This window comes from Streptomyces sp. NPDC052012, assembly GCF_040689265.1.
Taxonomy (GTDB): domain Bacteria; phylum Actinomycetota; class Actinomycetes; order Streptomycetales; family Streptomycetaceae; genus Streptomyces.
Map to the genome: position 1 here is coordinate 75,760 of NZ_JBFAXA010000002.1, position 13,163 is coordinate 88,922.

The following is a 13,163-nucleotide window of genomic DNA, read 5'->3' on the forward strand; positions in this document are numbered from 1 at the left end:
GCCCCGGTGTCCAGGCGGTCATGACGGAGCGATACGGGAGTAACCGCCCGTGATGTCAGACCCGGCCGTTAGTCTCGGGGATCATGAGACTGCTGCACACTTCCGACTGGCACCTCGGCCGGGCGTTCCACCGGGTCGGCATGCTCGGTGCCCAGGCCGAGTTCATCGGCCACCTCGTCACCACCGTGCGTGAGCACGAGGTCGACGCGGTGGTCGTGTCGGGAGACGTGTACGACCGCGCGGTGCCGCCGCTCGCCGCGGTCGAGCTGTTCGACGACGCCCTGCACCGCCTCGCCGACCTCGGCGTGCCGACCGTGATGATCTCCGGCAACCACGACTCCGCCCGCCGCCTCGGCGTCGGCGCCGGGCTCATCGGACGCGCGGGCATCCACCTGCGCACGGAACCGTCCGCGTGCGGCACCCCGGTGGTGCTGTCCGACAGCCACGGGGACGTCGCCTTCTACGGGCTGCCGTATCTCGAACCGGCCCTGGTCAAGGACGAGTTCGGAGTCGAGAAAGCGGGCCACGAGGCGGTGCTCGCCGCCGCCATGGACCGCGTCCGCGCCGACCTCGCCGCCCGGCCGTCCGGCACCCGCAGCGTCGTCCTCGCGCACGCCTTCGTCACCGGCGGCGAGGCCAGCGACAGCGAACGGGACATCACCGTCGGCGGCGTCGCGGCCGTACCCGCCGGCGTGTTCGACGGCGTCGACTACGTGGCGCTCGGACACCTCCACGGCTGCCAGACCCTCAGCGAACGGGTCCGCTACTCCGGCTCCCCTCTGGCTTACTCCTTCTCCGAGGCAGGCCACCGCAAGAGCATGTGGCTCGTCGACCTCGACGCGGATGGAGCCGTCACCGCAGAGCGCGTCGACTGCCCGGTGCCCCGACCGCTCGCCCGGATCCGCGGCACCCTGGAGGAGCTGCTCGCCGACCCCGCGCTCACCCGGCACGAGCAGGCCTGGGTCGAGGCCACCCTCACCGACCCGGTCCGCCCCGCCGACCCCATGGCCCGGCTCACCGAGCGCTTCCCGCACACCCTCAGCCTCGTCTTCGCTCCCGAGCACGCCCCGGACGACCCCGAGGTGTCCTACGCCCGCCGCCTCGCCGGCCGCAGCGACCAGCAGATCGCGGAGGACTTCGTGGCCCATGTCCGCGGCGCCGCACCCGACGAGCGGGAACAGGCCGTGCTCCGGGACGCCATCGACGCCGTGCGCGCGGACGACGCCCGCAAGGAGGTGGCCCGGTGAGGCTGCACCGCCTGGACATCACCGCCTTCGGCCCCTTCGGCGGCTCCCAGAGCGTCGACTTCGACGAGCTGTCCGCGGCCGGACTCTTCCTGCTGCACGGCCCCACCGGCGCCGGAAAGACCTCCGTCCTGGACGCCGTGTGCTACGCGCTGTACGGCTCCGTCCCCGGCGCCCGGCAGACCGCCCAGGGCATGACCCTGCGCAGCGACCACGCCGCCCCCGCCACCCGCACCGGCGTCACCCTGGAACTCACCGTCGCCGGGCGCCGACTGGAGATCACCCGGCAGCCGCCCTGGGAGCGCCCCAAGAAACGCGGCACCGGCACCACCCTCGACAAGGCTCAGACCTGGCTGCGCGAGTGGGACGCGGCGGCCGGGACCTGGAAGGACCTCAGCCGCTCGCACCAGGAGGTCGGCGAGGAGATCACCCAGCTGCTCGGCATGAGCCGCGAGCAGTTCTGCCAGGTCGTGCTGCTGCCCCAGGGCGACTTCGCGCGCTTTCTGCGCGCCGACGCCGAAGCGCGCGGCAGGCTCCTCGGCCGGCTCTTCGACACCCGCCGCTTCGCCGAGGTCGAGAAGCGCCTCGCCGAGCGCCGACGCGCCACCGAGACCCAGGTGCGCGACGGCGACGCCGCCCTGCTCGCCGACGCCCACCGCATGCAGCAGGCCGCGGGCGAGTCCATGGAGCTGCCCGACCTGGCGCCCGGCGACCCCGGGCTCGCCGATGCCGTGCTGAGCGCCGCCGCCGTCGCCCGCAGCACCGCCCGCGAGCAGCTCACCGTCGCCCACAGCCGCCTCGCCGCCGCCGAGTCCGCCCGGGCCGCCGCCGACCGCGCCTTGGACGAGGCCCGCGAACAGGACCGGCTGCAACGGCGGTTCGCCGAGACACGGGAGCGGGCCGCCCGCCTCGAGGAGCGGGCCGGCGCCCACCAGGAGGCGCAGCGGCGCATGGAGCGGGCCCGCAAGGCCGAGGCGGTCGCCCCCGCCCTGGAACTGCGGGAGTCCGCCGACGCCGAGCACCGGCGCGCGACGGACGCCGAGACACGCGCGCGTGCCCTGCTCCCGGCCGACCTCGTGGACGCGGGCGCGGCAGGGCTCGCGGTCGCCGCCCGCCGCGCCGCCGAGGAACTGGGCGGTCTTGAGTCCGCCCGCCGAGCCGAGCGCAGACTCGCCGAACTCCTCGAGGAGCGCGCCGGCCTGGACCGACAGGAGCGCGCCGACGAGGAGATCCTCCAGGACGCCGAGACCTGGCTCGCGGGCTGGGAGGAGACCCGGACCGCCCTCCAGGCCGCCATCGACTCCGCCCAGCAGGCCGCGGCCAGGGCCGAACAGCTCGCCGAGCGCCGTGAACCCGCCCGCCGCAGGCTCGCCGCGGCCCGGCAGCGCGACGAGCTCGCCGCCGACACCGAGGACGCCCAGCGCCGGGCACTCGCCTCGGCGGAGCGCGCCGTCCAGGCCCGCACGCACTGGCTGGACCTCAAGGAACAGCGGCTCAACGGCATCGCCGCCGAACTGGCCGCCTCCCTCACCGACGGTGAGCCCTGTGCGGTGTGCGGGTCCACCGACCACCCCGCCCCCGCCCGCAAGGACGCCGGACACGTCGACCGGGCGGCGGAGGAAAGAGCGCTGGCCGCGTACCAGCGCGCCGAGGAACTCCGCGCCGAGGACGAGCGGCGCCTCGGCCTCGTGCGCGAGGCACTGGCCGCCGCCGGGGCGGAGGCCGGGGACACCCCGACCGAGCAACTGGCTCACGCGCTCGACGAGTTGGAGCGGGCGTACGCGCAGGCCCGCGGCGCCGCCTCGGCCCTGCACTCCGCGCAGGAGCGGCTGCGCCAGGCGGAGCACGAGCACGCGCTGCGGGTCTCGGCCCAGCGTGACGCCGCCGTCCGGACCGCCGCCCGGGTGGGGCACCGGGAGCGGCTGGAGCGTGAACGGTCCGTGCTGGAGCAGGAGCTGGCCCAGGCGCGGGGAGAGGCGCACAGTGTGGCCGCCCGCGCCGCCCAGCTGGAGGAGAGCGTCGCCCGGCTCACCGACGCCGCCGACGCCGCCCGTGCCGCCGACGACACCGCCCAGCGGCTCAAGACCGCCGACGCCCGGCTCGCCGACGCCGCCTTCAGGGCCGGCTTCGACACCCCGCAGGCCGCCGCGGACGCCCTCCTCGACGATGTGGCCCATCGCGAACTCCAGCGCCGCCTGGACGCCTGGCAGCACGAGGAGGCCGCGGTGCGCGCGGTCCTCGCCGAGCCCGAGACCGTCGCCGCGGCCGCGCGGCCGCCCGCCGATGTGGTCTCCGCGCAGCGCGCCGCCGAGGAAGCGGACCGGCGGGTGCGTGCGGCTGCCTCCGCCCGCGACGCCGCCGCCCGCCGCTGTACCGAGCTGGACCAGCTCTCCGCCCGCGTGGCCGCCTCGATACGGCGGCTTGCGCCGCTGCGCGAGGAGCACGACCGCGTCGCGCGCATGGCGGGCCTCGCCGCCGGTACGGCCGCGGACAACGAGCGCAAGATGCGGCTGGAGTCGTACGTGCTGGCGGCCCGGCTGGAACAGGTCGCCGCCGCAGCGACCGTACGGCTGCAGCGCATGTCGTCCGGCCGCTACACCCTGGTGCACTCCGACGACCGCACCGGGCGCGGTCGCAGCGGCCTCGGCCTGCACGTGGTCGACGCCTGGACCGGCAGGGAGCGGGACACCTCGACGCTGTCCGGCGGTGAGACGTTCTTCGCGTCCCTCGCCCTCGCTCTCGGGCTCGCGGACGTCGTCACCGACGAGGCCGGCGGGGTGCGCCTGGACACCCTGTTCATCGACGAGGGCTTCGGCAGCCTCGACGACCAGACCCTGGACGAGGTGCTGGACGTGCTGGACTCCCTGCGCGAACGCGACCGCAGCGTGGGCATCGTCAGCCATGTCGCCGATCTGCGGCGGCGCATCCACGCCCAACTGGAGGTCGTCAAGGGGCGGTCGGGCTCGGTGCTACGGCAGCGCGGGACCGGCTGAGCACGCTCAGCGTCCCAGGGGGCGGCGGGGGAGCGGGGACGAGTAGACCACGCTCGTGGTCACCGAGCCGAGCCCCGCGATGCGGCCCGACACCTCCTCCAGATGCCGCATGGAGCGGGCGGCGACCTTGATGACGAAGCAGTCGTCGCCCGTGACGTGGTGCGCCTCCAGGATCTCGGGCGTCACGGCGACGAGGTCGTGGAACGGCTTGTAGTTGCCGGTCGGATAGCGCAGCCGGACGAACGCCAGGATGGGCAGGCCCAGCCGCTCCGGGTCCACCACGGCCGTGTAGCCCCGGATGACGCCCGCCTCCTCCATGCGGCGCACCCGCTCCGTGACCGCACTCGCGGACATGGAGACGGCACGGGCCAGTTCGGCGAAGCCGGTCCGGCCGTCGCGCTGGAGGACGTCGAGGATGCGCCAGTCCGTGGCGTCCGGGGAATACGCGGTCATCCCCGAGAAGTAGCAGGGAAATCCCCGGTCGATCAAGCCGAACGCCGGGGAATCTCACTTCATGGAGTGGATCAAGGGCCGTAGGTTCTTGTCCATGACGACGACCACTGCGAACCCCGTCCTGCGTGTCGCCCCCGCCTCCCCGGCCGCGGCCGCCGCGCACTTCCGGTCCCGGCTCGCCTTCCACACCGACGTCTCCGACGTGGCCGCCGCGCTCGCCGCCGACGGCGACACCGGATTCGTCCTGGTGGACTCCCGCTCCACCGAGTCCTGGGACCAGGGCCACGTCCCCGGCGCCGTCCACCTGCCCACGGCGCTGATTCCCGAGCAGGCCGAGGAACTGCTGGACAAGTCGGTGCCGGTGGTCGCGTACTGCTGGGGCCCCGGATGCGACGGCGCCACCCGTGCCGCTCTCGCCCTCGCCGAACTCGGCTACCAGGTCAAGGAGATGCTCGGCGGCTTCGAGTACTGGGTCCGCGAGGGCTTCGCGTACGACACCTGGCAGGGCCGCGAGCAGCGCGACCGCGACCCGCTCACCGGCCCGGTGGACAGCAGCGACTGCGGCTGCTGAACCGTAGGCGCGGACAGGGATCCCGTGGTGGCGCAGGCCTCGGTCGACGCCGAGGGCGTGGTCCGCTTCCCTTGGGCGATGAGTGAAGCGCCCCGACAGGGGCGCGGGGAACTGCGCGACCAGCCACAACGGACCCGCAGCTGAGAAGCCACGGCCGACGGCGGCGAACGGCCGGCCGGGGAACGCGCCCACGCCGCGACCGCTGCCGACGGTCCCAGAGGCGCCGGCTGATATCGGCGTGCGCCGGAGCCCCGCGCAGCCCATCATGGGCAACCATGCCCCGACTTCCGCACCCCACCCCCGAAGCCCTCCGCCGTGACCCCCTGCCGCTGCGCGGGCGGACCGCGCTGGTCACCGGGGCCAGCCGCCGCGGCGGCATCGGGCACGCCGTGGCCCGCCGCCTCGCCGCCTACGGAGCGAGCGTGTACCTGCACCACCACGTGCCGCACGACGCCGCCATGCCCTGGGGCGCCGACCGCGTCGAGGACGTGATCGCGTCCGTCACCGAGGCGCTCGGCGATCCGGAGGCCCGCGTGGCCGCCGGGCCGGGCGATCTCGCCGACCCTGCCGCGCCCGCCGAACTCCTCGACCGCGCCGCCGGCGCCCTCGGCGGGCGGCTCGACATCCTCGTCGCCAACCACGCCCTCAGCGGCAGCGACGGCGACCTCGACACCATCGACGCCGCCATGCTCGACGCCCACTGGGCCGTCGACACCCGTTCGGTCCTGCTGCTCGTCCAGGCGTACGCCCGCCACCGGGCCACCCTGGAGCCGCGCACGCCGGGCGGCCGGGTGGTGATGATGACCTCCGGCCAGGACATCGCGGGCGGCATGCCCGGCGAGATCGCCTACGCGCTGCAGAAGGGCGCCCTCGCCTCCATCACCCGCTCACTGGCGACCACCCTCGCCGAGCAGGCGGTGACCGTCAACACCGTCAACCCCGGCCCGGTCGACACCGACTACATGACCGGCGAGGACTACGAGGCCATCGCGGCGATGTTCCCCGCCGGGCGCTGGGGCATGCCCGACGACCCCGCCCGCCTCATCGCGTGGCTGGCCACGGACGAGGCGGACTGGGTCACCGGTCAGGTGATCAACTCCGAGGGAGGGTTCCGCCGTTGACGAGCCCTACAGCGCGGCCAGCTCGTCCACCAGGTCGTCCAGGCCCAGCGAGCCCTGCGACAGCGCCGCCATGTGCCAGGCCTTGAGGTCGAAGGCGTCGCCGTGCCGCTGCCGGGCCTTCTCCCGGCCCAGCAGCCAGGCCCGCTCGCCCAGCTTGTAACCGATCGCCTGACCCGGGATCGTCAGATACCGGGTCAGCTCGCTCTCCACGAAGTCCGCGGGACGGCTGCTGTGCGCCCCGAAGAACTCCTGCGCCAGCTCCGGCGTCCAGCGCTCACCCGGGTGGAACGGCGAGTCCGCCGGGATCTCCAGCTCCAGGTGCATGCCGATGTCGACGATCACGCGCGCCGCCCGCATCATCTGGGCGTCGAGGTACCCGAGCCGCTCCTCCGCGTCCGTCAGGAAGCCCAGTTCGTCCATCAGCCGCTCCGCGTACAGCGCCCAGCCCTCGGCGTTGGCGCTAACCATGCCGACGGACGCCTGGTAGCGGGAGAGGTTCTCCGCCACGTGCACCCACTGCGCGAGCTGGAGGTGATGACCGGGGACACCCTCGTGGTACCAGGTCGAGACCAGGTCGTAGACCGGGAAGCGGGTCAGGCCCATGGTCGGCAGCCAGGTGCGCCCCGGGCGGGAGAAGTCCTCCGACGGGGGCGTGTAGTACGGCGCCGCCGCACTGCCCGGCGGAGCGATGTGCGACTCCACCTTCCGTACCCGCTCGGCGAGTTCGAAGTGGGTGCCGTCCAGCGACTCGATCGCCTGGTCCATCAGGCCCTGCAGCCAGTCCCGGACCTCGTCCACGCCCTCGATGTGCCGGCCGTGCTCGTCGAGGTGCGCCAGCGCCACCCACGGCGTCTCGGCGCCCGGCAGGATCTTCTCGGCCTCCTTCTTCATCTCGCCGAGGATGCGATGGAACTCCGACCAGCCGTAGGCATACGCCTCGTCCAGGTCGAGGTCGGTGCCGTTGAAGTAGCGGGCCCAGCGGCCGTACCGCTCCCGCCCGACCGTGTTCGGGGCGCCCTCCACCGCGGGCGCGTACACGTCGCGCATCCAGTCGCGCAGCTCCACCACCGCCGCGGTCGCCCCCCGCGCGGCCTCGTCCAGCTCCGCGCGCAGCGCCTCGGGTCCCGCCGACGCGAAGTCCTCGAACCAGCCCCGGCCCTCACCCGTGTCGGCCCACTCGGTGAGCTGCCCGACGAACGTGGCGGTCGGGCGCGGAGCCGCGTACAGCTTGCGGTCCAGCCCCAGCTCCAGCGACTCGCGGTAGCCGGCCAGCGCGCCCGGCACCGCGCGCAGCCGCTCGGCGATCGCCGCCCAGTCCTCCTCCGTCTGGGCCGGCGTCACCGTGAACACCTCGCGCACCGAGTGGGCGACGGTCCCGAGGTTGCCCACCGACCGCAGGCCCTCGTCGGCCTCGTGCACGGCGAGTTCGGCGGTGAGCCGCTCCCGCAGCAGCCGGGCGCAGCGGCGCTCGATGTCGCTGTCCGCACCGGGGCGGCGCTCGGCCTCGTCCAGCCGTGCCAGCGTGGCCCGCTGGAGCTCCGCCAGGGCCTCCTGGCCCGCCGGCGAGAGATCGGGAAGCCGCGAGGAACTCTCCTTCACACCGAGGTAGGTACCGGTCACCGGGTCGAGGGCGATGAGCTCGTCGACGTAGCCGTCGGCGACTTCGCGGGGCAGCGCGTTGTTGGTCTGTGACATGCGGACCATCCTGGTACGCGCCCCGCCGCACGTCACCCGGATTGAGCCGAGGGCGAAGGCGGCAACAGCGGTCCGCAGTCCCACTGCTGGAAGATCAGCCGGGTCTCCACCCGCGCCACCTCCCGCCGCGCGGTGAACTCGTCCAGCACCAGCCGCTGCAGATCCGCCATGTCCGCGACCGCGACATGCACGAGATAGTCGTCCGGGCCGGTCAGATGGAACACGGTCAGCGACTCCGGCAGCGCCCGGATACGCTCCACGAACGGCCCGACCAGCTCCCTCCGGTGCGGCCGCACCTGCACGGACAGCAGCGCCTGGAGCCCCCGCCCCAGCTTGGCCGGATCCAGCTTCAGCCGGTGCCCGAGGATCACGCCGGAACGGCGCAGCCGGGTCACCCGGTCCAGACACGTAGACGGCGCGACCCCCACCTGCGCGGCCAGATCCCGGTACGTCGTCCGGGCGTCGTTCTGCAACAGCCGCAGCAGATGAAGGTCCACCGGATCCAGTACGACAGTTTCGGCCATGGGCCGAACGTAACACGGTCCTCCACCCCGCCCGCCCGGCCGGTGTTCACCCTTCCCTTCATGGATCTGGGCATGGACACGCGCACACCGCGTTCACCGCGCACATCGCGAGCGCTGGCCACCGAAGCCGTGCACGCCGGCCGCGACGACCTCGCCGGCCAGGGACTGCACGCCCCGCCGATCGACCTGTCGACCACCTACCCCTCGTACGACAGCCGCGGCGAGGCCGCCCGCATCGACGCGTTCGCCGCCACCGGCGCCGAACCGGACGGGCCGCCCGTCTACGGGCGGCTCGGCAACCCGACCGTCGCCCGCTTCGAGACCGCTCTGGCCCGCCTGGAGGGCACCGAGGCGGCGGTCGCCTTCGCCAGCGGCATGGCCGCCCTCAGCGCCGTCCTGCTGGCTCGCGGCTCGATGGGCCTGCGGCACGTCGTCGCCGTACGGCCCCTGTACGGGTGCAGCGACCACCTGCTGACCGCCGGGCTGCTCGGCTCGGAGGTGACCTGGACCGATCCGGCCGGTGTCGCCGACGCGCTGCGGCCCGACACCGGGCTGGTGCTGGTGGAGTCACCGGCGAACCCGACGCTCGCCGAGATCGACCTCAGGGCCGTCGCCCACGCCTGCGGTTCCGTGCCGCTGCTGGTGGACAACACCTTCGCCACGCCGGTGCTCCAGCGCCCGGCCGAGCACGGGGCGCGGCTGGTGCTGCACAGCGCCACCAAGTACCTCGGCGGGCACGGCGACGTGCTGGCGGGTGTGGTGGCGTGCGACGAGGAGTTCGCGGGGCAGCTGCGGCAGATCCGCTTCGCCACGGGCGGCGTCCTGCACCCGCTGGCCGGCTATCTGCTGCTGCGGGGCCTGTCCACCCTGCCGGTGCGGGTGAGGGCCGCCTCCGCCGGCGCCGCCGAACTCGCCCGCAGGCTCGCCGCCGACCCGCGGGTGTCCCGCGTGCACTACCCGCGCATCGGCGGGGCGATGGTGTCCTTCGAGGTGAGCGGCGACCCGCACGAGGTGATCCGGCGCGTGCGTCTGATCACCCCGGCGGTGAGCCTCGGCAGCGTGGACTCCCTCATCCAGCACCCGGCGTCCATCAGCCACCGCATCGTCGACGCCGACGACCGCAGGGGAGCAGGCGTGAGCGACCGGCTGCTGCGCCTCTCGGTCGGTCTCGAGGACGTCGAGGACCTGTGGGCCGACCTGGACGGGGCGCTGGGGGAGTCCGCCCGGCCGTCGGCGCACCAGGAGGCGCTGGCCCAGGGCTGAGGCCGGGCCCGCGGGTGACTCGGCCGTCCCGCTCCGGGGGAGAGGACGGCCGTCACAGGGCGGGGCGGGGCAGTGCGGCGCCGGGCGGGGCTACGGCCGGCTGACGCGTTCCCCGTCCTGCCGCTCCGGCACGCCGTGCGGACGCACGCCGTCCAGGCGGGCCGTGATGACGAGGGTGCCTTCCTCGATCTGGTAGTCCAGGGGGAGGGCGAGGGCGCGCATCGCCGCGACCATGCCGGTGTTGGAGGACTGCGTCACCGCGTACACGTCGGTGCAGCCCGCCTCGGCGGCCATCGCCACCAGCCGGGACAGCAGCTCACCCCCGATGCCCCGGCGCTGCCAGGCGTCCTCGACGATCAGGGCGACCTCGGTCTCGTCGCCGTCCCACAGCAGATGGCCGAGGCCGACGATGCGGCCGGACGCGGTCTGCGCGGCGAGGGTGCGGCCGAAGCGCGGGCTGAGCAGGTGGCTCAGATAGCGGTCCACGTCACCGACGGGACCGTGGTACCGCAGGCGTAGCGTCTGTGCCGAGCACCGCTCGTGCATCTCCGACGCGGCATCCAGGTCACGGGTGTCCGCCCGGCGCACCGTGATGTCACTGCCCTCGGGCAGGGTGAGCACGTCCCGGCCGCGCGGGATCCGCGGGCCGAGCCGTGCGTCCAGCTCCACCAGCGCCCGCGCGCGGGCGAACTCGGTGGGCGTGAACGGCAGATACGGCCGCTCCACGATGATCACGCCGCCCTCCGGGGCGCGCAGCCGCATCACCGTGTCCTCCAGGGCCCCCTCCACCGGCCCGCTCTGCGGCGCCCGGTGGCCGAAGGCAGGCGCGGCGGGCAGCGAGCGGATGGTGCACCGCCCCAGCAACTGCCTCAGCGCCAGCGGCAGTTCAGCCGCGTCCGTGGCGGTGCGGGCGGCCAGGCCCAGCACTCGGGTCGGGGCGTCCACCAGATCGTGGGCGTCGGCCCGCTCGATCCAGGTGTCCCAGCCGCCGGCGCCCGAGGCCGCGTCCGTGAGGTCGTGGCCGTCCAGGTCGGCCGGGGCGCGCAGCAGGAACTCGTCCACCACGCCGTCGCCGAGCGGATGCGTCTGCAGGCTCAGGATGTCGACCCCGTGCCCGGCGAGCGCCGCGCACAGCGCGGCCAGTGAGCCCGGCTCGTCGCGCACCGTCGTCCGCATCCGCCACAGCGTGCTGTGCCCGGCTTCCGCGGACGCCGGCCGGGCACCGCCGGTATCGGACACCGGCGGTGCGTGACCGTGGCGGCGTGCCCACCATGTGTGGAAGGCGGCCGTGCCGCGGGCCGCGAGTTTCGCCAGTCCCTGCCGGGTGTGCGTCACTTCAGACATGTCTCGACTCATGCACACCACTGTGAAGGATTCGTGTTTCGTGATCACGAACTCACTGTGACCGGCGAGTAAAGAGTTCTTTTGTCCGATTTGCTGCGCTACTGTCCGGCCAGTCCCGGCCGCAGCGTCTTGGTGAACAGCACCGTGCCGTCCTGTTCCCGCATCCGCACCGTCAACTCTCCGCTGCCGCCGTCGATGTCGACCTCGCCGAAGAACTGGTACCCCTCGGCCGGCGACACGTTCGCGGCGGTCGGTGCCTTCACGAACACCCGCTCCGGACCGAAGGTGTCGTCGAGCGCGCTGGCGGGGAAGGCGCCGGCGTTCAGCGGCCCGGAGACGAACTCCCAGAACGGCTCGAAGTCGCCGAACGCCGCCCGCGACGGCTGGTAGTGTTGGGCCGACGTGTGGTGCACATCGGCCGTCAGCCACACCGTGCCCGTGATCCGCCGGTGCTTGATGAACCGCAGCAGCTCGGCGATCTGCAGCTCCCGCCCGAGCGGCGCCCCCGGGTCGCCCTGCGCCACCGCCTCGACGTGCTTGCGCCCCTCGCCGGTGTCGGGCACGACGAGCCCGATCGGCATGTCGGCGGCGATCACCTTCCACACCGCCCGCGACCGCGCCAGCTCCCGCTTCAGCCACTCCAGTTGCTCGCGTCCGAGGATGCCCTGCGGGTCGACGGTCTGGTCGCCGGGGGAGTTGGCGTTGCGGTACGTCCGCATGTCCAGCACGAACACGTCCAGCAGCGGGCCCTGCCGCAGCACCCGGTACACCCGGCCCTCACGGGCACCCGGACGCAGCGTCGACATCGGGAAGTACTCGCTGAAGGCCCGCCGGGCCCGGGCCGCCAGCACGTCGACGCTCTTCTCCGTGTAGCGGGTGTCGGTCTCCGCGATGCGCTGTCCCGGGTACCAGTTGTTGCGCACCTCGTGGTCGTCCCACTGCACGATGGAGGGTACCTGGGCGTTGAACCGCCGCAGGTTCTCGTCGAGCAGGTTGTAGCGGAAGTTGCCGCGGAACTCGGCGAGCGTCTCGGCGACCTTGGACTTCTCCTCGGTGGTGACGTTCCGCCAGACGCGGCCGTCGGGGAGCGTCGCGGTCGGGGCGATGGGTCCGTCGGCGTAGATGGTGTCACCGCTGAACAGGAAGAAGTCCGGGTCGAGCCGGGCCATCGCGTCGAAGATCCGGTATCCCCCGATGTCCGGGTTGATGCCCCAGCCCTGCCCGGCGAGGTCACCCGACCACACGAACCGCACCCCGTTCCGCCGCCGCGCGGACACCGTACGGAACGTGCCGGCGACCGGCTCGCCGGTACGGCGCGGGTCGTCGGGGTCGGCGAGCAGCACCCGGTAGTGGATCTGCTCCCCGGACGGCAGGCCGCGCAGCCGGGTCGTGCCGGTGAGGTCCGTGTCCGGGCCGAGCAGCGGGCCGTGCCATCTGCGCGGGTTGCGGAACGACTCGGTCGCCGACGTCTCGACGATCATCCGGGCCGGACGGTCGGACCGCACCCACACCAGTCCCGAGTCACGGGTCACGTCGCCCGTCTGCACGCCCCACCGCGCCTGCGGGCGCCCGGACCGGGCGAAGGCGGGCGCCGCCCCGAGGGCGGTGGGCAGGGTCAGGGCCGCCGAGGCCGCGAGGGAGCCGCGCAGCAGGGCGCGGCGGCCGGGGAACGGACGATGTGACATGGATGCGCCTCCAGGGACGGGATCCGGCCGGTGTGCGCAGCCACAACTACTCGGACGGCACGGCTCGCACGCGAATACCAAGTGAACAACCGATCGCGGGTACGACGAATCGCTGACGCGGGCACGGCGTGTCCAGGGGGAGGTGGTCGGGGCGGCGCGCACCCGGCGGTGGACGGCGTGCGCACGCGACGGTGGGGGCGCGCACGCGGCCGGGGCCTGCGCGGCACGCGGCGGTGGGCGGGGCGCGCACGCGGCGGTGGCCTGCGCGGC

Annotated in this window: 10 protein-coding genes; 5 read left to right on the top strand and 5 right to left on the bottom strand. The window is 73.9% G+C overall.

Features of this window, described 5'->3' with window-relative positions; genetic code table 11:
• Positions 1-83: 83 nt before the first annotated feature.
• Both AB0412_RS04030 and AB0412_RS04035 read left to right on the top strand, forming a co-directional pair.
• Positions 84-1,247 carry an exonuclease SbcCD subunit D gene (locus tag AB0412_RS04030; protein ID WP_366400889.1) on the top strand — a complete coding sequence of 388 codons (1,164 nt, stop codon included), beginning with the start codon at positions 84-86 and terminating at the stop codon, positions 1,245-1,247.
• Complete coding sequence (locus AB0412_RS04035; protein ID WP_366400890.1) at positions 1,244-4,237, top strand: SMC family ATPase; 2,994 nt, start codon at positions 1,244-1,246, stop codon at positions 4,235-4,237. The genes AB0412_RS04030 and AB0412_RS04035 overlap by 4 nt, the downstream gene beginning before the upstream one ends.
• Positions 4,238-4,243: 6 nt before the next feature.
• Here the strand turns inward: AB0412_RS04035 and AB0412_RS04040 are convergent, their stop codons facing one another.
• A complete protein-coding gene (locus AB0412_RS04040) occupies positions 4,244-4,690 on the bottom strand; it encodes an Lrp/AsnC family transcriptional regulator (RefSeq protein WP_366400891.1) in 447 nt (148 codons plus the stop codon).
• 94 nt (positions 4,691-4,784) lie between these two features.
• Between AB0412_RS04040 and AB0412_RS04045 the strand changes: the two genes are divergently transcribed.
• Entirely contained in the window at positions 4,785-5,261 is a 477-nt protein-coding gene (locus tag AB0412_RS04045) for a rhodanese-like domain-containing protein (RefSeq protein ID WP_366400892.1), read from the top strand.
• A 275-nt stretch (positions 5,262-5,536) separates the two neighbouring features.
• Positions 5,537-6,382, top strand: coding sequence for an SDR family oxidoreductase (locus tag AB0412_RS04050; protein ID WP_366400893.1), 846 nt, complete (start codon positions 5,537-5,539; stop codon positions 6,380-6,382).
• Between the two features lie 6 nt (positions 6,383-6,388).
• On the opposite strand, the gene AB0412_RS04055 is transcribed toward AB0412_RS04050, so the two are convergent.
• Together AB0412_RS04055 and AB0412_RS04060 are read right to left on the bottom strand one after the other, a co-directional pair.
• Positions 6,389-8,077: a DUF885 domain-containing protein gene (locus AB0412_RS04055; protein WP_366400894.1), complete on the bottom strand. Its 1,689-nt coding sequence runs from the start codon at positions 8,075-8,077 to the stop codon at positions 6,389-6,391.
• A gap of 32 nt (positions 8,078-8,109) precedes the next feature.
• Entirely contained in the window at positions 8,110-8,601 is a 492-nt protein-coding gene (locus tag AB0412_RS04060; protein ID WP_366400895.1) for an Lrp/AsnC family transcriptional regulator, read from the bottom strand.
• A 60-nt stretch (positions 8,602-8,661) separates the two neighbouring features.
• On the opposite strand from AB0412_RS04060, the gene AB0412_RS04065 reads away from it, so the two are divergent.
• The gene (locus AB0412_RS04065; RefSeq protein WP_366400896.1) at positions 8,662-9,864 is read left to right on the top strand and encodes a PLP-dependent transferase; all 1,203 of its coding nucleotides are present in this window, start codon (positions 8,662-8,664) and stop codon (positions 9,862-9,864) included.
• 90 nt (positions 9,865-9,954) lie between these two features.
• Here the strand turns inward: AB0412_RS04065 and AB0412_RS04070 are convergent, their stop codons facing one another.
• Both AB0412_RS04070 and AB0412_RS04075 read right to left on the bottom strand, forming a co-directional pair.
• The gene (locus AB0412_RS04070) at positions 9,955-11,208 is read right to left on the bottom strand and encodes a GNAT family N-acetyltransferase (RefSeq protein WP_366400897.1); all 1,254 of its coding nucleotides are present in this window, start codon (positions 11,206-11,208) and stop codon (positions 9,955-9,957) included.
• Positions 11,209-11,306: 98 nt separating this feature from the next.
• The gene (locus AB0412_RS04075) at positions 11,307-12,893 is read right to left on the bottom strand and encodes an alkaline phosphatase D family protein (RefSeq protein ID WP_366400898.1); all 1,587 of its coding nucleotides are present in this window, start codon (positions 12,891-12,893) and stop codon (positions 11,307-11,309) included.
• Between the last annotated feature and the right edge of the window lie 270 nt (positions 12,894-13,163).

Excerpts from the sequence above, each read along its gene's own strand:
- AB0412_RS04075 (WP_366400898.1), bottom strand. The coding sequence starts at position 12,893 with ATGTCACATCGTCCGTTCCCCGGCCGCCGCGCCCTGCTGCGCGGCTCC.
- AB0412_RS04045 (WP_366400892.1), top strand. The coding sequence starts at position 4,785 with ATGACGACGACCACTGCGAACCCCGTCCTGCGTGTCGCCCCCGCCTCC.
- AB0412_RS04060 (WP_366400895.1), bottom strand. The coding sequence starts at position 8,601 with ATGGCCGAAACTGTCGTACTGGATCCGGTGGACCTTCATCTGCTGCGG.
- AB0412_RS04030 (WP_366400889.1), top strand. The coding sequence starts at position 84 with ATGAGACTGCTGCACACTTCCGACTGGCACCTCGGCCGGGCGTTCCAC.
- AB0412_RS04040 (WP_366400891.1), bottom strand. The coding sequence starts at position 4,690 with ATGACCGCGTATTCCCCGGACGCCACGGACTGGCGCATCCTCGACGTC.
- AB0412_RS04055 (WP_366400894.1), bottom strand. The coding sequence starts at position 8,077 with ATGTCACAGACCAACAACGCGCTGCCCCGCGAAGTCGCCGACGGCTAC.
- AB0412_RS04065 (WP_366400896.1), top strand. The coding sequence starts at position 8,662 with ATGGATCTGGGCATGGACACGCGCACACCGCGTTCACCGCGCACATCG.
- AB0412_RS04070 (WP_366400897.1), bottom strand. The coding sequence starts at position 11,208 with ATGTCTGAAGTGACGCACACCCGGCAGGGACTGGCGAAACTCGCGGCC.
- AB0412_RS04050 (WP_366400893.1), top strand. The coding sequence starts at position 5,537 with ATGCCCCGACTTCCGCACCCCACCCCCGAAGCCCTCCGCCGTGACCCC.